This is a genomic window from Curvibacter sp. GW821-FHT09D12 (assembly GCF_059416245.1).
The window spans coordinates 229,067-249,874 of record NZ_JBWKOU010000002.1 but is presented as its reverse complement, the minus strand read 5'-3'; the positions used below and the strand labels follow the sequence as shown (position 1 = coordinate 249,874).

Here is a 20,808-nt window from a genome sequence, read left to right as displayed (position 1 = left end):
GGCAGGTGGCTCAGCGGCCGGTGTCCAGCAGGGCGTCGGGGGCCGCGTCGGCGCGGTGCTGGGCGGTGGCCATGTAATACAGCCAGGCCAGGCCCATCAGGGCGGCAAACAGGCCGGCCAGCACCGGGTTGAACCACACCATGGCGCCCAGGCAGATCAGGCCCAGGCCCAATGCCAGCAGCGGGAACCAGGGGTAGAACGGTGCGCGGTAGCTGCGTGGCATGTCGGGCTCGGTGCGGCGCAGGCGCAGCAGGGCGGCCATCGAGAGGATGTACATCACGATGGCGCCGAACACCGACATGGTGACGATGTTGGCCGTCAGGGTCTGGCCGCCGAACTCGATCCAGTTGTCGCTGAAGATCGCGGCCACGCCCACGGCGCCTCCGGCCAGCAAGGCCCGGTGCGGGGTCTGGAAGCGCGGGCTGAGCACCGCGAAGGTGCGCGGCAGGTAACCGGCGCGGGCCAGGGCGAAGATCTGGCGCGAGTAACCCATCAAAATGCCATGGAACGAGGCCACCAGCCCGAACAGGCCGATCCACACCATCATGTGCAGCCAGCCGCTGTGGGCTCCCAGCACGGCCTTCATGGCCTGGGGCAGCGGGTCGTTGATGTTGGCCAGGCTGCGCCAGTCGCCCACCCCGCCGGCCATGATCATGACCCCGAAGGCCAGGCTCACCAGGGTCAGGATGCCCGCGATGTAGGCGCGCGGAATGGTGCGCTGCGGGTCGCGTGCCTCTTCGGCCGCCATGGCCGCACCCTCGATGGCCAGGAAGAACCAGATCGCAAACGGGATCGAGGCAAAGATGCCCGCCACGGCGGTGCCGTTGAGCACGTCCGAGCCGGCCCAGCCCAGCGCGGCAAACTGGGCCCAGGACCAGCCTGGGCTCACCACGCCCATGAACACCAGCAGCTCGAAGATGGCCAGCAGCGTCACCACCAGTTCGAAGGCCGCCGCAATGCCCACCCCCACCCAGTTCAGGGCGATGAACACCACATAGGCGCCCAGCGCAATCCACTTCGGGTCGATGGCCGGAAACTGCACGTTCAGGTAGGCCCCGATCGCCAGCGCAATGGCGGGTGGCGCGAACACGAACTCGATCAGGGTCGCAAAGCCGGCCACAAAGCCGCCCAGCGGTCCGAAGGCTCGGCGCGCATAGGCAAAGGGGCCACCCGCGTGCGGGATGGCGGTGGACAGCTCGGTGAAGCTGAAGATGAAGGTGGTGTACATGGTGGCCACCAGCAGCGTGGCCACCAGAAAGCCCAGCGTACCGGCGCTGGCCCAGCCGTAGCTCCAGCCGAAATATTCGCCCGAGATCACCAGGCCCACGGCAATGCCCCAAAGCTGGAAGGTGCCGAGCACTTTTTTCAAGTGGGCGGTGGGGGCGGCAGCGGCTGGTTTCATGGTGGGGCCTCGGTGGGTGGTCGTTGCCTGCCATTGCAGCAAAGACGACGCCAGCGTCCTATCCCGAATCGGAAAACCGCCCGGAGCGGCGCGCATTTTTTCCGATTCGGGACAGTGCCGCCCCGCGCCGGTGCTGCACTGCAGCTTGCCCGCGGGCATTTTTCTTGCTGCACTGGAGGCCCCATCACTTTTTGCTGTTCGACTGCCCATGCTCCCTGCTTCGGCCTCTACCGGTCGTGCCTTTTCGCCGCCGGCCACCCGCGGGCCGATGGGCCTGCCGCAGTACCGCGTGCGCACCAGCGACGACGTGGACGAGCACGCCGGCCTCCTTTCGGCCTGGCAGCAGCAGTACGACCAGCTTTCGGGCGGGCGTTTCTCGGGCCGGGTGCGTGAGCTGTGGGTGGATGGCCCGCGGTTGCAGGTGTTCCATGAGCACACCTCGCGGCAGACCAGCCAGCAATGCGCGCCCTGGTCCGGCTCGGTGTGGTTTGGCCTGGCCGACCGCCATTGCCGGCAGCCCCTGCACTTTTGTGGGCAGGCCCAGCGCACCGACCAGGGGCGTGCCTTGTTGCGGGCGCGGGCCAGCGAGGGCTTCGAGCTGCGCACCCCGCCCGATTTCGGCATCTATGGCGTGGTGCTCGACCAGGACTGGCTGCAAGCCCAGGCCGAGGCCGCCGGTCTGGGCCCTGCGGCCCGGGGGCTGGCCCACCCGGCCCAGGCCATCGCCCTGAGCGAAGAGCGGCATGCCGCCCTGTGCCAGACCTTTGAGCAACTGCTGCAGCTCGGACAGGCGGGCGAGGTCGACCTGCCCTGGGGCCGACTGGCCCTGCAGGCCGGGCTTGAGCAGTTGCTGCATCTGCTGTGCGCTGGTCCGGGGGCCGAGGGCGCCGCGCCCCGGCCAGCGGCAGCCCAGCGGCGCTTTGCCCTGGTGATGGCCGCCCGCGAGCTGGCCCGGCAACCCAGCCACGAGGCCCTGGGCGTGGACGAGCTGTGCCAGCGCCTGCACCTGACGCGGCGCACGCTGCAAAACCATTTCCAGGCCGTGCTCGGCGAATCGCCGGCCGAGTTCCTCAAGGCCGTGCGCCTCAATGCCTGCCGGCGCGCCTTGCGGGCCGGGCCGGCCGACGCCTCGGTGCAGACCGTGGCGGCCTGCTGGGGGTTTTCACACATGGGCCACTTCTCGCAGGACTACAAGGCCTTGTTCGGCGAGCTCCCCTCTGAAACCCGGCGCCGCGGCGCGGCGTGCTGAGTGCCCTGAGCTAAGCCCCGGCGGGGCGGCTGGGTCTGAGGCAAAATCAAGGCGCTGTGCTGGTCCCGGCCTCATGCCGCGGGCTTCGCGCCGTGCGCACCGTGCAACCAGGAGAGCCCCATGAACGCCCGTGTTCCTTCTTCCGTCTTCCAGCCCGAGCAGGCCCTGGCCGAGGTCAGCCAGCGTTGGGACAGCGATCTGGTGCGCCAGATCACCGACTACATCGCCATTCCCGCCAAGTCGCCGGCCTTTGCCGCCGACTGGGCCCAGCAAGGCCTGCTCGACACCGTGCTGCGCAATGCCGCGCAATGGGTCGAGGCACAGAAGGTCGAAGGCCTCACGCTGGAGATCATCCGCCTGGAAGGCCGCACCCCGGTGCTGTTCTTCGAGGTGGCCGCCACCCAGGCCCACAGCAGCCAGACCGTGCTGATGTATGGGCACCTGGACAAACAGCCCGAGTTCAGCGGCTGGCGCAACGATCTGGGCCCCTGGACCCCCAAGTACGAAGACGGCAAGCTGTATGGCCGCGGCGGCGCCGACGACGGCTATGCGGTGTACGCCAGCATCGCTGCGGTGCAGGCCCTGAAGGCCCAGAACACGCCCCACCCCCGCATCGTCGGCCTGATCGAGACCTGCGAAGAAAGCGGCTCGTACGACCTGCTGCCCTACATCGACGCCCTGCGCACCCGCCTGGGCGAGGTGGCCCTGGTGATCTGCCTCGACTCGGGCGCGGGCAATTACGACCAGCTCTGGCTCACCACCAGCCTGCGCGGCATGGCCAGCGGTACCCTGAAGGTCGAGATCCTGACCGAGGGCGTGCACTCGGGCGATGCCTCGGGCCTGGTGCCCTCCAGCTTCCGCATCATGCGCCAGGTGCTTGATCGCCTGGAAGACAGCGCCACCGGCCGCCTGCTGCCCGCCAGCTTCCACTGCGAGGTGCCCGCCGAACGCCTGGCCCAGGCCCGGGCCACCGCCGCCATCCTCGGCGACGAGCTGTACAAGCGCTTCCCCTGGGCGCACTACGACTGTGGCGGTGCCAGTACCTTCGCCCTGCCCACCACCACCGACCCGGTGCAGGCCCTGCTGGCCCGCACCTGGACCCCGACCCTGAGCGTGACCGGGGCCGATGGCTTTCCCACCCTGCAGAACGCCGGCAATGTGCTGCGTCCTTACACCGCGTTCAAGCTCAGCTTGCGCCTGCCGCCCCTGGTTCAGGCCGACCGCGCCGTGGCCGAACTCAAGCAACTGCTCGAAGACAACGCCCCCTACCAGGCCAAGGTCACCTTCGAAAGCAATGGCGGGGCCACCGGCTGGAATGCCCCCGACACGGCGCCCTGGTTCGAACAGGCCTTGAATTCGGCCTCGCAGGCGCACTTTGGGTCCTCGTGCGGCTACATCGGCCAGGGGGGCACCATTCCGCTCATGAACATGCTGTCGGCGGGCTTCCCCCAGGCGCAGATGATGGTTTGCGGCGTGCTGGGCCCCAAGAGCAACGCGCATGGCCCCAACGAGTTCCTGCATGTGCCCTACGCCAAGAAGCTCACCGCCGCCGTGGCTCAGGTGATCGCGAGCCTGCCCGCCCCCGCGGCGGGCTGAGCCGGTTCAGGCCATCCGCGCGCAGGCCCGCCATGAGCACCGATTCGACCCTGTCCACTTTCACGGCCTCCGATGGCGAGAACCTGGCGGTGCAGGATTGGCCCCTGGCCGAGGGGCGCGTGCCCCGCGCCGTGGTGCTGCTGGTACACGGCCTGGGTGAGCACGCCGGCCGGTACGACGCGCTGGCCCGCCAGCTCAATGGCTGGGGCTTGGTGGTGCGGGGTTATGACCAGTACGGCCACGGCGAGTCAGGTGGCCCGCGCGGCGGCCTCAGCAGCGACACCCGGCTGATCGACGATCTGGCCGATCTGGTCGAGAGCACCCGGGTGCGGCACCCGCGCGACACCCCGCTGATCCTGCTGGGCCACAGCATGGGCGGCTTGGTGGCGGCCCAGTTCGTGGCCCGCTACGCGAGCCGGGTCGATGGCCTGGTGCTGTCCTCGCCCGCCCTGGATGCCGGCCTCAGCCCGGTGCAAAAGCTGCTGCTGGCCGTGTTGCCGCGCTGGCTGCCCCATCTGCGTGTGGGCAATGGCCTGCAGCCCCGATACCTGTCGCACGACCCCGAGGTGGTGCGTGCCTATCTGGCCGACCCGCTGGTGCACGACCGCATCTCGGCGCGCCTGGCCAGCTTCATCGCCCGGGGGGGGCCGGCCGTGGTGGCCCAGGCGGCGCGCTGGCGCGTGCCCAGCCTGCTGATGTTCGCGGGCGATGATCGCCTGGTGGCGCCCGCAGGCAGTCGGGCCTTTGCCGCCGCCGCTCCCTCGTACGTCGAAAGCGCTGAGTTCCCGGCGCTCTACCACGAGCTTTTCAACGAACTTGATTCCGCCCCGGTGCTGGCCTGCCTGCAGGCCTGGCTCGACAAGCACTTCGCGCCACTGCCGGCCTGATCAGGCCCTGGCCAGGCTGCGCCGTTGTTGCCAGCCCAGCCAGCCCAGGCCCAGGCCCGTCAGCAGCACCGGCAGCAGCGAGCCCAGGTTGAGCAGGCTCCAGCCCTGGGTGGTCACCAGAGCACCCGAGGCAAAGGCCGTGAAGGCCATGGTGCCGAACACACAGAAATTGATCGCCGCCTGGGCCCGGTCTTTTTCTTCGGGCCGGTAGGCGCGCATGGCCAGCGTGGTGGCGCCGGTGAACAGCAGGTTCCAGCCCAGGCCGAGCAGGAACAGCGCCACCAGGAACTGCTGCAGCTCCACTCCGCTCAGGGCCACCATCACGCAGGCCGCGTTCAGCAGCACGCCCACCCCCATCACCGGCAAAGGCCCATAGCGCTTGATCAGGTGGCCGGTGACGAAGCCCGGGGCAAACATGCCCACCACGTGCCACTCCAGCACCACGGCTGCATCGTCAAAACCCAGACTGCACACCTGCATGGCCAGCGGGGTGGCGGCCATCAGCAGGTTCATCACGCCGTAGCCCAGTGCCGCGCTCAGGGCCGCCACCACAAACACGGGCTGACGCATGATCTCGCCCAGCGGTCGCCCGACCGGGGCCGATCTGCCCTGTCCGGGCCGGGCCGTTTCAGGAAAGCGGATCAGCGACATGCAGGCCATGGCCAGCAAGGCCACCCCCATCAGCGCTGCATAGGCCCCGGCAAACGGCACGGCACCCAGGTCGCGTGTGTACTTGGCCAGGTTGGGCCCGGCCACGGCACCGATCAGTCCGCCGGCCAGCACCAGCGACACCGCTTTTTCGCGGAACGCGGGGGCGGCCAGTTCGGCGGCTGCAAAGCGGTACAACTGGCCATTGGCGCTGTAATAGCCCGCCACCAGGGTGGCCCCGCACAGCAACCAGAACTGCCGGGTGAGCGCCGCCACCAGGCAGGTCAGCGCCGACACAAACGCCACCGCCAGCCCGATCTGGAACGAGCCCCGACGCCCGAATCGGGTCTGTGAGCGGGCCACCAGGGCGGTGGACAAGGCGCCGCCCACCACATAGCCCATCACCGGCAGGGTGGCCATCCAGCTCACGGGGGCCAGGCTCAGCCCGACCAGGCCGTTGATGGCAATGAACACCACGTTGTTGGTCAGGAACAGGCCCTGACACAGGGTCAGCAGCAACAGGTGGCGATTCATGGACGACTCCGGGGGGCGAAAGGCAAACCGCGTATCGTATCCCGCTGCCCTCTTGAGAAGACTCAGGGCTTGCCCGCGCACTCCGCCAGCAGCCAGTCGCGCAGGGCCTGGACCAGCGGGGTTTCGGCGCGCGCATCGGGCACCACCAGGTGGTAGGCATCAGGCCCTTGCAGGTGCGGGCCTGGCAAGGGCACCAGGGCGCCGCTGTCGATCTCCTCCTGCACCAGAAAGCGCGGCAGCAGCGCCGCCCCCAGGCCATGCACGGCGGCCTGGGCAATCATCGAGAACTGTTCGAAGCGCGGCCCGCGCGCCGCCTGGGCCACCGGGTGGCCGGCCGCCGAAAACCAGTCGGCCCACAGTGTGGGGCGGGTGGTCTGTTGCAGGCGCACGGCGCGCGCCAGATCGGCCACGCGACGCAGGCCCTGCTCGCGTTGGTAGGCCGGGCTGCTCAGGGCCACCACCTCTTCGCGCATCAGCGGGTAGCAGGTGGCGCCGGCCCAGTGCGGCGCGCCGAAATGGATGGCGGCGTCAAAGGGCTCGCTGGCAAAGTCAAAGGGTTCGGTGCGGGTGGCCAGGTTCAGGCTGGCCTGCGGGTGCTGGGCCATGAAGCGGCCCAACCGCGGGGTCAGCCAGCGGGTGCCGAAAGTGGGCAGCACGGCCAGGTTCAGCACCCCACCGTCGCCGGCAAAGCCCATCACCTTCTGGGTGGTGTCGCTGAGCTGGCGCAGCAGAGGGCGCAGCTCGCCGGCATAGATGCGGCCCGGGTCGGTCAGCACCACCCGCTGGCGCACGCGGTGGAACAGGGCCAGGCCCAGTTGCTCCTCCAGCTGGTGGATCTGGCGCGACACCGCGCCCTGGGTCAGGTGCAGCTCGGCGGCGGCGCGCGAGATGCTGCCATGGCGCGCCGCGGCTTCAAAGGCCAGCAGGCCGGGGATGGGGGGCAGCAGGTTGCGGCGCAGCATGTGATGTCTTCACGTCATGAGGCAGGCCACACGATAACCCAGGCCAAACCGGGCTTGGGGGCTACTTGATGAGCAATGGGAATCAAGTGCTGAGGATTTATCGGTATCGCAAGTCTCGTCTTTGGCTGATATTGAACGTTTTGTAACCCAACGGCCGCGTCAGACGGCCTCACCCCCAAAGGAGCACGCCCATGACATCGAGCGGTTTCCCGGCCTGGCTGGCCAGATCCCTGAGCAGGTCCTTGAGTCTGGTGCTGGCCACTGGCGCCCTGCTGGCGCAGGCCCAGACCCCCGCACCGGCTGAGGGCACGCTGGACAAGATCCGAACCAGCGGCAAGGTGGTGCTGGGGGTGCGCGAAGCCTCGCCACCCATGGCCTATGCGCTGGGGGCCAACGAGCGTTTTGTGGGCTACCACGTCGAGCTGTGCGAGCGTGTGTTGAAGGACATCGTGCCCAAGGCCCGGCTGGAGTACATGGCCCTGACGGCCCAGAACACGCTGCCGCTGGTGAGCAACGGCACGGTTGACATCGGCTGCGGCCCCACCACCAACAACCTGGCGCGACAGCAGCAGGTGGCCTTCGCCCTGACCACCTATGTCAGCGAGGTGCGCATGGCGGTGCGCGCCGACTCGGGCATCACCTCGGTGGCCCAGCTGGCTGGCCGCACCGTGGCGGCCACCACCGGCACCACGGCGGTCCAGTTGCTGCGCAAACTGGAGCGCGCGCAGAACCTCACGCTCAAGACCTCGCTCGGCAAGGACCACCTGGAGAGCTTTCTGATCCTGGAGTCGGGCCGGGCCGATGCCTTTGTGCTCGATGACAACCTGCTGGCCGGCATCATTGCCAATTCCAAGACGCCCCAGGCCTGGCGCATCGTGGGCGAGCCACTGGGCTCCGAGCCCATCGCCCTGCTGTTCCGCAAGGACGACCCGGCCTTCAAGGCGGCGGTGGACGGCGCGATCCGGGCCCTGATGAAATCAGGCGACCTGGATCGCCTGTACGCCAAGTGGTTCCTGGAGCCGATTCCGCCACGCCAGACGCCGCTGAACCTGTCCATGAGCACGGCCCTGCGCCAACTCATTGCCAACCCCAATGACCTGCCTCTTGAAAGTTACGCCGCGCGCTGAGCGGCGGTGCTCCTGACCATGACACACGCCATTCCTTCTTCCCCGAACGCCCGCACCGGGGGCCAGATCCTGGTGGACCAGTTGCTGGCCCACGGGGTGCAGCAGCTTTTCTGCGTGCCCGGCGAAAGCTACCTGGCCGTGCTCGATGCCTTGCACGACGCCGACATCGCGGTGACCGTGTGCCGGCAGGAGGGCGGCGCGGCCATGATGGCCGAGGCCCAGGGCAAGCTCACCGGCCGACCCGGCATCTGCTTTGTCACGCGGGGGCCGGGGGCCACCAATGCGGCCGCCGGCATCCACATCGCGCACCAGGACTCCACGCCCCTGATTCTTTTCGTGGGCCAGGTGGCGCGCGGCGCGATGGGGCGCGAGGCCTTCCAGGAGCTCGATTACGCCGCCGTGTTCGGCACCATGAGCAAGTGGGTGGTGCAGATCGACGACCCGGCCCGGGTGCCCGAGCTGGTGGCGCGCGCCTTCCAGGTGGCCACCTCGGGCCGGCCCGGCCCGGTGGTGGTGGCCTTGCCCGAAGACATGCTGACCCAGGCCGCGAGCGTGGCTGATGCCCAGCCCTTTGCCGTGCCCGAGACGCACCCGGGGCCGGCCGAACTGGCCACGCTGCAGCAGCGCCTGCAGGCCGCCCAGCGGCCCATCGCCATCGTGGGCGGCTCGCGCTGGTCGGCCGAGGCGGCGCGCCAGTTCGAGGCCTTTGCCCTGGCCCACGCGCTGCCCGTGGCCTGTTCGTTCCGGCGCCAGATGCTGTTCAGTGCCGAACACCCCTGCTATGCGGGCGACCTGGGTCTGGGCGTCAACCCGCGCCTATTGGCCCGCATCCGCGAGGCCGATCTGATCGTGCTGGTGGGGGGGCGCCTGTCCGAGGTGCCCTCGCAAGGCTATGAGCTGCTCGGCATCCCCAACCCCGGCCAGCCGCTGGTGCATGTGCATGCCGATGCCGACGAGCTGGGCCGCCTGTACCGCCCCGAGCTGGCCATCCACGCCACGCCGCAGGCCCTGGCGGCTGCGCTGGCGCAGCTGCCGCTGCCGTCGCCCGTGCCAGACCGGGCCCGGGCTGACGAGGCCCATGCCGATTACCTGCGCTGGAGCGATCCGGCACCCATCCGCATCCCTGGCCCGTTGCAGATGGGCGCGGTGATGCAGCACCTGCGTGAGGCGCTGCCGGCCGACAGCATCTTCTGCAACGGCGCAGGCAATTTCGCCACCTGGGTGCACCGCTTCTGGCCCTTCCGCCACTTCGCCAGCCAGCTGGCGCCCACCAGCGGCTCCATGGGTTATGGCCTGCCGGCCGGCGTGGGTGCCAAGCGCCTGTGGCCGCAGCGCGAGGTGGTGGTGTTTGCCGGCGACGGCGACTTCATGATGCACGGCCAGGAGTTCGCCACGGCGGTGCAGTACGGCCTGCCCCTGATCGTGGTGCTGCTGGACAACGCCATGTACGGCACCATCCGCATGCATCAGGAGCGTGAGTACCCGGGTCGCGTCAGTGGCACCGCCTTGAAGAACCCCGATTTCCGCGCCTATGCGCAGGCTTTCGGCGGCCATGGCGAGCGGGTCGAGCGCACCGAGGATTTCGCCCCCGCCCTGGCGCGGGCCCGGGCCAGCGGCCTGCCGGCCATCCTGCACTGCCTGCTCGACCCCGAGGCCATCACCCCCGCAGGCACCCTGCAGGGGCTGCGCGAGGCGGCACTGGCACGGCGCTGACGTCGGCTTGGGCAAGGGGCTGAGGAGGGGGCCGGCGCGTCAGGCCCTGGCAGCAGGCCCTAAACTGCGGGGCCTGTCTTACCCCGGATCGCCTGATGCGTGTCGTGTTTGCGCTGGCCCTGCTGGGCCTGTTCCTTCCTGCTTCGTGGGCCCTGGAGGCCGTGCGCGGCCCCTGGCCAGTGCGTGCCATGACCGGGCCTGAGCCGCTGGGGGCGGGCGTCTCCGCCTGGCATTGGTGGCGCAGCGATCAAGGGCAGTACTTTCTGGCCAGCGCGGCACAGGCCGGTGGCGTGGCCCCAGCCGCGGCCCCGACGCATTTGTGGGCCCTGGAGAGCGACCCCGGGGGCCGGGCTTGCCCCCGACTCAAGGCCCAATCGCCTGAGCGCCTGCAAGAGCCCGAACTGCACCCCCTGCCCGATGAGGAACTGGCCCTGCCCCCGCGTTGCCTCAGTGGCCTGGAAGGCCAGTGCCTGAGCCACGACGGCGCCTTGCGCCTGCGCCTGAGCTTTGAGGGCCAGACCCGCCTGGCCACGGTGCGCACCGGACAAAAGAGTGAGCAAAGGGGGGCGCACAAGGCCGAGCAAAAAGTCGAGCGCCTCTACACCGGGCGCCGTCGCCTGGTGATCGAGCACGTGCTCAGCGGCGTGCAGGCGGTGTTCGAGGAGCACCTCAAGGACAGCCCGCGCTACACCGTCCTCGGGCCGGCCAGCGTGGTCTACCTGCCCGAGCTCGACAGCGTGGTGCTGCAGGGGCTGGGCCCGGCCACGGCGGCGCGGCGCGAGGCCCGCTTGCACTGCCTGCCCATGCCCTGAGGCGGGCGGGCCCAGGGCTCACTGCCAGAGCCGGTAGCTCCAGAAGCCCTCATCGCGGGCCAGGCGCTGCATCAGATCGTCGGGGGCAAAGCCGGTCACCCGGCGCGTTTCGCGGCACAGGTGCGATTGATCGGCATAGCCGCTCGCCTCAGCCAGTTCGGCCCAGCGTGGGCGCCGGCCTTCTTCGGCCTCGGCCAGGGCCATGAAGAAGGCGCGTTCGGAGCGACCGAAGCCACGCAACTCCCGCATCGGCTGGCCGGCCCATTGCTTGATGCGGCGCTCCACCTGGCGCAGGCTGCGCCCCACCGAGGAGGTGGCAGCGCGCAGCGCCATCGACTGGGCCCAGTCCTGGTAGCGCTGGGCCTGCAGCGGCCATCGCGGGCGCACGGCCTGCCAGCGGGGCTCGATGAAGTCCTCTGCGCAGGCCACGCGGCCGGCGTCATCGGGCAGGGCCAGCACGGCTTCGGCCATGGCCACCCAGTCGGCGGGCAGGGCCTCGCTCAGGGGCCCGATGCGGTCCACCCAGGCACCCACGTCCAGGCCGGTCAGGCTTTGCAGGGCGTCGGGCATGATCATCAGCATCATGCCGGCGGCCGGCCCGGGGCTCCAGGTGATCGAGGGGGCCGTCTGCGGGCCGCTGAACATCAGGCGTGATTCATAGCGGCGTCGTGGCGAGGTCAGCGCGGCCGGTGCGCCCCGAGCCAGCAACTCGCCGTCGCCTTCGAACATCCATCCCACACTGCACAAAGGCGTGGCCGGGAAGTGGCTGAAGCGCTGTTCATCGCTCCAATCCAGGCCCAGGGTGCTGCGAACCATGGTGCCGCGAACACAGGCCACCAGCGAGGCCCTGGGCAGGTACAGGCGGGTTGGTGCACCCAGCAAAGAGGCAGTTGGCAGCATGGGCAGAGTCTAGTTCGGCCGCACTCCCTGGCCGCCAATGGCCCTGCGATGTCGAGTTTGTTCTATACCCCTGGAGGCAGGGCGCGCACGCTCCTGGGCATGAACCGCCAAAACGCCATTCTCCATCCCACACCCTCCCCTGATCCGAGGGGCGGCGGCCGGGCGACCGATCCCCCGGGGCCGTCCACCCGCTGGCTGGGCCTGCCTCAGTTGCGCGCCCTGCGCCGCGACTACCTGGGCTTTGTCACCGGGTTGCAGCGAGAGCATGGCGACCTCACGCTGATGCGCATCGTGCACGAGCGTGCCTACGACCTGCTCAGCCCCGAGCTGGTGCGCGAGGCCCTGGTCGACAACGCCGAGCACCTGATCCGCTGGGAGCGCGGCATCGAGGTGTTCGAGCAGGTGTTCGGGCGCAGCGTGCTGGTCACCGAGGGCTCGCTCTGGCAGCGCCAGCGCCGCCTGCTGATGCCGGCCTTCAGCCCCAAGCGGGTGGCCGGCTATGCCGGGCTGATGTGCGAAGCCGCAGAAGAAACCCTGGCGCAGGCCTTGCCCCCGGGCCAGCGCCAGGGCCTGGTGGCGATGGAGGCCTTGTTCTCACGCCTGACCATGGACGTGATCCTGCGCACCCTGTTCAGCCACCGGGCCAGTGCCGACGAGGTGCAAAGTGCCAGCCGGGCCACCCAGACCCTGAGCGAGACCGCGATGCGGGAAATGTTCCACCCCATGACCTTGCCCGACTGGTGGCCGCTGCCGGGCAAGCGTGCCAAACGCCAGGCCCTGCGCACGCTGCGCGGGTTGATCGGTCGGCACATCGAGGCCCGCCGAGGCCAGGCCCAACCCGACCGGCACGATGACCTGCTGGCCCGCCTGCTGGCGGCGCGCGACGAAAGCGATGGCAGTGCGCTCAGCCCGGCCGAGGTGTTTGACCAGTGCATGGTCAGCTTCCAGGCCGGTCACGAGACCTCGGCCACTGCCTTGCTGTGGTGGAGCCTGTTGCTGGCGCGCCACCCCGAGGTGGCGCAACGTCTGCACACCGAGGTGGACCAGGTGCTGCAAGGCCGCCTGCCCGGCCCACAAGACTTGCCTGCCCTGCCCTGGCTGGGCGCCAGCCTGAAGGAGGCCCTGCGCCTGTACCCGCCGGTGGCCGCACTGATGAGCCGTCGCACCGTGCGCGACATCCGGCTGGGCGGCCGGCAGATTCCCCGCGGGGCGGTGCTGCGCATCACGCCCTGGGTGCTGCACCATGACCCGCGCTGGTTCAGCGAGCCCGAGGCCTTTCGCCCCGAGCGCTTTCTGCCCGAGGCCGAGCCACCGGTGCGTGGGGCGTGGATACCGTTCGGTGTGGGTCCGCGGGTCTGCATCGGGCAGCATTTCGCCCTGCTGGAGATGGCCGTGGTGGCGGCCATGCTGCTGCAGCGCTTTCGCCTGGTGCTGCCCGAGCCGGCCCCAGCGGCCTTGCCGAAGATGAATGTGACCCTGCGCCCCGACGGGCCGGTGCAGTTGCTGTTGCAGGTGCGCCACCCTGGCGGATGATGCGCGCGGGGCAACTCAGCGGGGCGGCTGGGGCTGGTCCGGGGCCGGCAGCGATTCGATCTCGGCCTGAGCCTTGGTGATCAGCCGCTCCAGCAGGGCCTGGCTGGCCGGGCTTTCGAGCAGGGTGTCCCAGTCGGGTTCAGTCGCCGGGGTGGCGGTTTCCGCTGGGTGGGGTGTTTGCGGCGTGTCGGGGCTCATGGTTCAGTCGCCCTCCAGCATGCGAAAGGCGCGGTTGGCCATGCTTTCGCGCGGATGGCGGCTCACTTGGCTGGCGTGCTGAGGGGCAGGGGCCAGGCCCAGGCGGCAGTGCTCGGATTCGAGCACAAAGCAGTTCTGCCCGGGCGGTGGCGTGTGCACGCGGTGGGCGGGCACCTGCCACTTGAAAAAGCGCACTTGCAGCCGCACGCCACGCAACTGTGCCGCCACGCACAAGGCCTCCGCCTGATCGGTGCCCAGCAGGGCCTCGCTGTCGGGCAGCACTTGCTGCCAGCAGGCCAGCACGGTGGCGGTGGCCTGCTCGGCCGGGCTGCGACGCAGGCCTTGCCACAGGGCCCGCAGCCCGAAGGCGGCGGCCAGTCCCATCAGCACCCAACCCAGGATGAGCAGCACGCCCTGGTGGCGCAGCAGTCCGCTGAACAGCCCGGCCAGCGCCGGGGCCAGCAGCATCCACACCACGGCCAGGCCGAACAGGCCCGCGCCCAGGCGGGCCGTGCGGCGGGCCCCCTGGCGGCGCTCGGCGCGCCGATCCTGCAACTGTTCCCGCAGCGCCTGCAGGCCTTGCCGGGTGCTTTGGCAGCACAGGTCATAGGCCTGGGGTTGGGGCGCGGCTGCCGGGGCGGGGGCTGGCCTGGGCCGGGGGGCGCTGCGGGGCGGCAGGCTGGCGGGGCTGGCGCTGGGACGGGTGTTGGCAAGCTCGGCCTGGCGCCGGGCCTCTTCTGTCGCCCAGGACTCGCGTTGCAGCACGCCGTCCATGGCGGTCATGGCCTGGAGGGTGGGTGTGCCCGGCATCACCCCGGCGCGGAACTGCAGGTTCGGGTCGGTGTAGACGCCCAGCAGGGGCGGCTCGGGCGGGGGCGGTGGTGGGGGCGGGAAGAAATCCACCTCGGGGGTCGGGGCCGTGGGCCAGGCCCGGGCGTCCAGCTCGTTGCCATCGTGAAAACCTGACATGGAAGGCTCCTTGCAGTGGGGAATGGCGAACCCGGCCTGTGTCCGGCCTCAGTGGCCTGCCGGCGTGACACCGCCGCCGGCCAGGGGAATCAGCGTGCTGGCCAGTTGCCGGGCCAGGGGGGTGAGCCGGCCCTGCTGCAGGCCGTCGTCCCAGGCCAGCAGGCCGGTGTCGCGAAAGCGCTGCAGCACGCTCTTTGCCGTGCCCAGCGCATCGGGGCGCAGGGCCTGCCACAGGGCGTCGACCTCGGTGCGGTTGAGCCACGCGCCGGGGTGCTCGGCCAGGGTCATGAACATCCACAGGCGCAGCCGGACCAGACCCGCCGGCCCGTGGAACAGGCCGCGCAGGGCATCGATCAGGGCCGAGGGCGACTCGTTGCGATCCAGCCAGGGCGAGCCGGGGGCTTGTTCCGGGTGCCGGAAGTAGTCGCCCAGGCAGGGTTCGGCGGCCGCGCGATCGGGGCCTGGGAGGGGCTGGCGGCTGGCGGGTGTGGCAGGTGTGGCGGGCAGGTTCAGGTCGGGCAGGGCCAGGTCTTGCAATGACAGCACATTCACTTTCAGTCACCCACCTGGGCCAGCACGGCCAGCGGCGCGGTTTCGGCGCGCAGCACGCGCGCACCCAGGCCGGTGGGCAGGAAACCGGCGGCCACGGCGGCGTCTTCCTCTTCGACCTGCAGCCCGCCTTCGGGGCCATTCAGCAGGGTCAGGGCCCCGCTTTGCCGGGCCAGGCGATGGTGCAGCGGCAGGCTGCCCTCGCGCAACGACAACAGCAGGCGGGCGTCATCGGGCGCTGCCACTGGGGCCGGGTGGCGGCGCAGCCAGTCGGCCAGCTCGGTCACCGGGTGGATCAGGGGCACGCGGTTGCGCCCGCATTGCTCGCAGGCGCCCACGGCCACGGCCTGCCAGTGCGCCACCTTCTTGTCGGCCCGCTCGCCCTTGAGGCGCAGCACGCTGTGGGCACTCATCACCGGGGTCAGGCTGGCAGCGCCCAGCTCGGTGGCTTTCTCGACCAGCCAGTCCATGCGGTCGTTGGCGGGCATGGCCACCACCAGGTGCACCGCCCGGGCCAGTTCGCGCTCGATGGCGTGGTGGGCCCCCACCTCGACCTCGACGTCGGAGCGACCCATGCGCGTCACGGTGGCCTCGAATTCGCCGCCTTCGCCGTTGAACAGGGTGATGACCCCGCCGGGTTGCAGGCGCAGCACCTGCACATGGCGCGCCGTGGCGGCCGGCAGGCTCAGGGTGGCGCCGCTGTGCAGCGCGCTGGGGCAGTGGAAGCGCGGCATGCTCACATCCGCCCGTAGGCGAAGCCGGTCAGCACCTGCAGGTTTTCCACCTGGTCGATGAAGCGCAGCAGCGGGCCCAGTTCACGATAACGGCTGGCGGTGGACCGGATGTAGTGGATGAAGCGCGGCGCATCGGCCAGGTAGCGCGGCTTGCCGTCGCGCAGGGTCAGGCGGGCAAAAATGCCGGCCACCTTGAGGTGGCGTTGCAGGCCCATCCATTCCACGCTGCGGTAGAAGCTGCCGAAGTCGCTGTGCCAGTCTTCGAAATCCATCAGGCCGACCTTGCGGGCCTTTTGCCAGTAGCGCACGGTGACATCGAGCACGAAGTCTTCCTCCCAGGTCAGGAAGGCATCACGCATCAGGCTGGCGATGTCGTAGGTGATGGGGCCGTAGACCGCATCCTGGAAGTCGAGCACGCCCAGCGGACCGGCCACGCCCTGGGCATCGGGCAGACCGAGCATCAGGTTGCGCGCCATGAAGTCGCGGTGCACATAGACCTTGGGGGCGGCCAGGTTGTGCCGCACGATGGTGTCGAAGGTCTTGCTCAGCATGGCGCGTTGGGTGTCGTCCAGGCCAAACTGACGGTGCTGAGCCAGGTACCAGTCGGGGAACAGCGACAACTCGCGCTGCAGCAGGGCTTCGTCGTAGGCGGGCAGCACATCGGGGCGCGAGGCCTGCTGCCAGCGCACCAGCAGGCTGGTGGCCTGGTCGTACAGCGGCGCGGCGGCCTGGGGTTGGGCGGCGTCCAACACGCTCATCATGGTGTGCTGGCCCAGGTCGCTGAGCAGCATGAAGCCGTTGGGCTGGTCCCATTCGAGCACCTGGGGCACGTTCAGGCCGGCTTCGGCCATCAGTGCGGCCACCTGCACGAAGGGTGCGCAGTTCTCCTTGTCGGGGGGCGCGTCCATCACGATGCGCGGGCCGGCGCTGCCCTGCACCCGCAGGTAGCGGCGGAAGCTGGCATCGACCGAGGCCAGGCTCAGGCTGGCCGGCATCAGGCCGTGGCGCGGGGCCACGGCACTCAGCCATTGGTGAAAGGCGGCTTCGCGAGCCGGGTCAGACCAGATCACCGGGGCAGGGGTGTTGGCGGCGGGGGAGTTGGGCACAGGCTGGGTCATGGATAATCGAATTCTACAAACCCGGCCCGGTCTGATTCGGGCTGACCCTGCCTGCCTCTCCCCCCGAGCCCGACCCCTGAATGCCTGCGATGGATGCACCGACCGATGCTTGAACCGAGAAACCACGCCCGGCGGCCCTTCCTTCTCAGCCCGGTGGCCCTGCTGGTGGCCCTGATGTGCCAGGGCGCCTGGGCGCAGTCGGCCGAGCCCGACGACACCCCCGGGCCCAGGCTGCGGACGTCGCCGCTGCTGCAGGAAAAGATTTCGCCCCTGGTGCGCCCCCAGATGCCGACCTTCATCACGGGCGACCAGATCTCCGGCCAGAGCGAGTTGCAGACGGTGGTGGAAGGCCATGGCGAGTTGCGCCGGGCTGACACCGTGATCCGCGGTGACCGACTGGAGTATTTCCAGCCCGACGATCAGGCCCGGGCACGCGGCAATGTGTTCATCAACCGGGCTGGCAACACCTACCAGGGCACCGAACTCGAGCTCAAGGTCGATGCCTTCGAGGGCTTCTTCACCCAGCCGCACTACGAATTTCTGGCCACCCAGGCCTATGGCGACGCGGCCCGCATCGACTTTGTGGGCGAGAACCACATGGTGGTGCGCAACGGCACGTACAGCACCTGCCGCCCCACCCCCGGGCCCGACTGGATGCCGGCCTGGCTGCTGCGCGCCGATGCCGTCAAACTGGACCAGGAGGACAGCATCGGCACGGCCCAGAACGGGGTGCTTGAGTTCTATGGCAAGCCAGTGCTGCACGCCAAGGAACTGAGCTTTCCCCTCAGCGATGCCCGCAAATCGGGCTGGTTGCCGCCCTCGGTGGGGGTGTCCTCGCGCGACGGCATCGAATACACCCAGCCCTATTACTGGAACATCGCGCCCAACCGCGACGCCACCTTCTACCCCACGCTGATGTCCAAGCGCGGGCTGGATCTGGCGGGTGACTTCCGCTACCTCGAAAACGGCTACCGGGGCCAGTTGTGGGGTGACTACATGCCCAGCGACAAGCTGCGCGACAGCTCGCGCTGGGGCTATGCGATCAACCACACCGGCCAGGTGGACACCGGCATCCCCGGCCTGGGTGGGGTGGGTCTGGGCGTGAACCTGAACCGGGTGAGCGACGACAACTACTGGCGCGATTTCAACCGCAGCATCCCCTCGCTGACCCAGCGCCTGCTGCCCAACGACCTCACCGTGAGCTGGGCCCGCAACGAGTATTTCGCGCAGTTCCGTCGCCTGAAGTGGCAGACACTGCAGGACGTGACCTCGCCGATCACGCCGCCGTACGACCGGGCACCGCAGTTTCTGGGGCGCTACACCAAGAACAACCTGGCGGGTTTCGACCTGATGGTCGAGGGCGACCACACCCAGTTCCAGGCCGATCCGACGCTGACCAGCCAGCCCAACGCCCAGCGCAGCTATGCCCTGACCCAGATCAGCCGGCCCTGGCTGGCGCCGGGCTGGTTCTTCACGCCCAAGCTGCAGCTGTACACCAGCAACTACAGTTTCAGTGCGCCGCTGAGCGATGGCCGCACCTCGGCCGCCCTGTCGGCCCCGACCTTCAGCCTGGATGGGGGCATGTATTTCGAGCGTGACGCCAGCTACTTCGGGCGGGCCTACCGCCAGACGCTGGAGCCGCGGGCCATGTACGTGTACACGCCCTACCGCAACCAGAGCACGCTGCCGGTGTACGACACCGCGCTCAATGACTTCAACTTTGCCACCATCTACACCGAGAACGCCTTCGGTGGCCATGACCGCATCTCCGACAGCAACAAGCTCACCTTGGGTGTGACCAGCCGCCTGCTGGCGCCCGACAGCGGGGCCGAGATTGCCCGCTTCGGCATCGCGCAGCGCCTGTTGTTCCGTGATCAGCTGGTCACCATGCCGGGCGGCACGGCGGTGACCAACCGCGCCAGCGATCTGCTGCTGGGGGCCGCAGTCAATTGGACCCCGCAGTGGATGTTTGACACCACGGTGTCGGTCAACCCTGAGACCAAGGTCACCAACACCTCGTCCGTGAGTGCCCGTTACAGCCCCAGCAACTACCGCGTGGTGAATGCCGCCTACCGCTTCCAGCGGGGCAGCAGCGAGCAGGTCGACATCGGCTGGCAATGGCCGCTGAACGACCTGTGGGGCGACAAAGGGGTGGACAAGGGGCCGGGCCGTGGCCTGGGCCCGGGCCGCTGGTACGGTGTGGGGCGCCTGAACTACGACATGATGAACGCCCGCATGGTCGACGCCATCGTAGGCTTTGAGTACGATGCCGACTGCTGGATCGGCCGCGTGGTGCTGGACCGCCTCAACACCACCCTGGTGACGGCCAACACCCGCATCCTGTTCCAGATCGAATTCGTGGGCTTCTCCCGCATCGGGGCCAGCCCCCTGCAGACCTTGCGGCAAAGCATTCCGCGCTACCAGTACCTGCGCGAGCAGGTCACGGCGCCAAGCCGTTTCAGCAACTATGACTAAGGCCCAGGCCAGAGCTTTTCCTTCCATGATGATCCAACGCCTCACCGTTCTGACGCTGGCCTGCCTGACTGCCTTGTCAGCCCAGGCCCAGGGCATCCGCATGCCTGGCAGCGCCTCGTCGTCTGCGTTTGCCCCGGCACCTGCCGTGCGCACCGCCGCCCCCAGCGGCCCGCAGCAGGCCGACTACATCGTGGCCGTGGTCAATTCAGAGCCCATCACCAACAACGAGGTGCGAGCCCGCGTGGCCCGCACGCTGCAGCAACTGGCGCAGCAGGGCACCACCCCGCCCGCCGCCGCTGAACTTGATCGCCTGGTGCTGGAGCGCATGATTGGCGAGAAGGCCCAGGCGCAGCTGGCCACCGAGCAGGGCCTGAAGGTCGAGGAAGGCGCGATCGACCTGGCCGAGCAGAACATTGCCCGCCAGAACCAGCTCACCGTGGCCGAACTGCGCAAGCGCCTTAGCCAGGACGGCCTGGCCATCAAGCAGTTGCGCGACGACCTGCGCACCCAGCTGCTGCTGGCCCGCCTGCGTGAGCGCGAGGTGGAGCCCCGTGCCAAGGTCACCGACCTGGAGATCGACCAGTTCCTGCAAGAGCAACTGGCCCGCCAGTCGCTGGCCCAGCAGGAGATCAACCTGGCCCAGGTGCTGGTGGCGGTGCCCGAAGGCGCTTCGGCCGAGGCGGTGGCCAACCTCAAGGCCCGTGCCGACCGGGTGGCCGCCCAGGCCCGTTCCGGGGTCGACTTTGCCACCCTGGCGCGCGACTATTCCGATGGCACCGACCGCACCCGTGGCGGCGAAATGGGCCTGCGCGCGGCCGAACGCTACCCCGAGATCTTCATCAATGCCGTCAAGGACGCCCCGGTGCAGTCCATCGTCGGCCCGGTCCGCAGCGGCGCCGGCTTCCACATTCTCAAGGTGATCGATCGCAACGATCCCAAGCCGGCGGTGGTGACCGTGCCGCAATCGCGTGCCCGCCACATCCTGCTGCGCACCGGCCCCAAGCTCAGCGAGAGCGCCGCCGTGGCCCTGATCAAGGGCTACCGCCAGCGCATCGTCGAGGGCGGTGCCAATTTTGCCGACTTGGCCCGCGAACACTCGCAGGACGGCAGCGCCAAGCAAGGCGGTGATCTGGGCTGGGTCAACCCGGGCCAGTTCGTGCCCGAGTTCGAAGAGGTGATGAACCGCCTGGAGCCCGGCGAGGTCAGCCAGCCGGTGGTGTCGCGCTTCGGCGTGCACCTGATCCAGTTGATGGAGCGACGCGACGCGCCGATGTCCCAGCGCGACCAGCGCGAAGTGGCGCGCAACATGCTGCGCGAGAAGAAGATGGAAGAGGCTTACGCGACCTGGGCCCAGGAGGTGCGTGACCGCGCCTATGTGGAACTGCGTGACCCGCCGCAATAA

The 20,808-nt window shown here is 69.3% G+C and carries 18 protein-coding genes; 9 read left to right on the top strand and 9 right to left on the bottom strand.

What is annotated here, in order from left to right:
• Positions 1–10: 10 nt before the first annotated feature.
• Positions 11–1,402: an ethanolamine permease gene (eat, locus tag AC07PT_RS03655; protein WP_492348545.1), complete on the bottom strand. Its 1,392-nt coding sequence runs from the start codon at positions 1,400–1,402 to the stop codon at positions 11–13.
• A gap of 208 nt (positions 1,403–1,610) precedes the next feature.
• Between eat and AC07PT_RS03650 the strand changes: the two genes are divergently transcribed.
• From AC07PT_RS03650 to AC07PT_RS03640, 3 genes are all read left to right on the top strand, one after another.
• On the top strand, positions 1,611–2,651 hold the full coding sequence (locus AC07PT_RS03650; RefSeq protein WP_494655808.1) for a helix-turn-helix domain-containing protein: 1,041 nt from the start codon (positions 1,611–1,613) through the stop codon (positions 2,649–2,651).
• A gap of 120 nt (positions 2,652–2,771) precedes the next feature.
• Complete coding sequence (locus AC07PT_RS03645) at positions 2,772–4,247, top strand: M20 family metallopeptidase (RefSeq protein ID WP_494655807.1); 1,476 nt, start codon at positions 2,772–2,774, stop codon at positions 4,245–4,247.
• Between the two features lie 32 nt (positions 4,248–4,279).
• A complete protein-coding gene (locus tag AC07PT_RS03640) occupies positions 4,280–5,134 on the top strand; it encodes an alpha/beta hydrolase (RefSeq protein WP_494655806.1) in 855 nt (284 codons plus the stop codon).
• Here AC07PT_RS03640 and AC07PT_RS03635 read toward each other — a convergent pair whose 3' ends face one another.
• Together AC07PT_RS03635 and AC07PT_RS03630 are read right to left on the bottom strand one after the other, a co-directional pair.
• Positions 5,135–6,316 carry an MFS transporter gene (locus AC07PT_RS03635; protein ID WP_494655805.1) on the bottom strand — a complete coding sequence of 394 codons (1,182 nt, stop codon included), beginning with the start codon at positions 6,314–6,316 and terminating at the stop codon, positions 5,135–5,137. It lies immediately after the preceding gene.
• 62 nt (positions 6,317–6,378) lie between these two features.
• On the bottom strand, positions 6,379–7,278 hold the full coding sequence (locus AC07PT_RS03630; protein WP_492348540.1) for a LysR substrate-binding domain-containing protein: 900 nt from the start codon (positions 7,276–7,278) through the stop codon (positions 6,379–6,381).
• 191 nt (positions 7,279–7,469) lie between these two features.
• On the opposite strand from AC07PT_RS03630, the gene AC07PT_RS03625 reads away from it, so the two are divergent.
• From AC07PT_RS03625 to AC07PT_RS03615, 3 genes are all read left to right on the top strand, one after another.
• Entirely contained in the window at positions 7,470–8,405 is a 936-nt protein-coding gene (locus AC07PT_RS03625; RefSeq protein ID WP_494655804.1) for an amino acid ABC transporter substrate-binding protein, read from the top strand.
• An 18-nt stretch (positions 8,406–8,423) separates the two neighbouring features.
• Positions 8,424–10,118, top strand: a complete 1,695-nt coding sequence (locus AC07PT_RS03620; RefSeq protein ID WP_492348538.1) for a thiamine pyrophosphate-binding protein — start codon at positions 8,424–8,426, stop codon at positions 10,116–10,118.
• A 95-nt stretch (positions 10,119–10,213) separates the two neighbouring features.
• Entirely contained in the window at positions 10,214–10,930 is a 717-nt protein-coding gene (locus tag AC07PT_RS03615; RefSeq protein WP_494655803.1) for a hypothetical protein, read from the top strand.
• A gap of 18 nt (positions 10,931–10,948) precedes the next feature.
• Here the strand turns inward: AC07PT_RS03615 and AC07PT_RS03610 are convergent, their stop codons facing one another.
• Complete coding sequence (locus AC07PT_RS03610) at positions 10,949–11,830, bottom strand: AraC family transcriptional regulator (protein WP_492348536.1); 882 nt, start codon at positions 11,828–11,830, stop codon at positions 10,949–10,951.
• Between the two features lie 99 nt (positions 11,831–11,929).
• Between AC07PT_RS03610 and AC07PT_RS03605 the strand changes: the two genes are divergently transcribed.
• Entirely contained in the window at positions 11,930–13,363 is a 1,434-nt protein-coding gene (locus AC07PT_RS03605; RefSeq protein WP_494655802.1) for a cytochrome P450, read from the top strand.
• Between the two features lie 15 nt (positions 13,364–13,378).
• Here AC07PT_RS03605 and AC07PT_RS03600 read toward each other — a convergent pair whose 3' ends face one another.
• The 5 genes from AC07PT_RS03600 to AC07PT_RS03580 are packed head-to-tail and all read right to left on the bottom strand — an operon-like array spanning position 13,379 to position 16,931.
• Positions 13,379–13,561 (bottom strand): hypothetical protein, encoded by a 183-nt coding sequence (locus AC07PT_RS03600; protein WP_494655801.1) that lies wholly within the window; start codon positions 13,559–13,561, stop codon positions 13,379–13,381.
• A 3-nt stretch (positions 13,562–13,564) separates the two neighbouring features.
• On the bottom strand, positions 13,565–14,530 hold the full coding sequence (locus AC07PT_RS03595; RefSeq protein WP_494655800.1) for a hypothetical protein: 966 nt from the start codon (positions 14,528–14,530) through the stop codon (positions 13,565–13,567).
• A gap of 48 nt (positions 14,531–14,578) precedes the next feature.
• Positions 14,579–15,076, bottom strand: coding sequence for a hypothetical protein (locus tag AC07PT_RS03590; protein WP_494655799.1), 498 nt, complete (start codon positions 15,074–15,076; stop codon positions 14,579–14,581).
• A gap of 8 nt (positions 15,077–15,084) precedes the next feature.
• Positions 15,085–15,813 carry a 16S rRNA (uracil(1498)-N(3))-methyltransferase gene (locus tag AC07PT_RS03585; protein WP_492348531.1) on the bottom strand — a complete coding sequence of 243 codons (729 nt, stop codon included), beginning with the start codon at positions 15,811–15,813 and terminating at the stop codon, positions 15,085–15,087.
• 2 nt (positions 15,814–15,815) lie between these two features.
• Entirely contained in the window at positions 15,816–16,931 is a 1,116-nt protein-coding gene (locus AC07PT_RS03580; protein ID WP_494655798.1) for an aminoglycoside phosphotransferase family protein, read from the bottom strand.
• A gap of 105 nt (positions 16,932–17,036) precedes the next feature.
• On the opposite strand from AC07PT_RS03580, the gene AC07PT_RS03575 reads away from it, so the two are divergent.
• The gene (locus AC07PT_RS03575; RefSeq protein WP_492348529.1) at positions 17,037–19,406 is read left to right on the top strand and encodes an LPS assembly protein LptD; all 2,370 of its coding nucleotides are present in this window, start codon (positions 17,037–17,039) and stop codon (positions 19,404–19,406) included.
• Positions 19,407–19,431: 25 nt separating this feature from the next.
• A complete protein-coding gene (locus AC07PT_RS03570) occupies positions 19,432–20,808 on the top strand; it encodes a peptidylprolyl isomerase (protein ID WP_492348528.1) in 1,377 nt (458 codons plus the stop codon).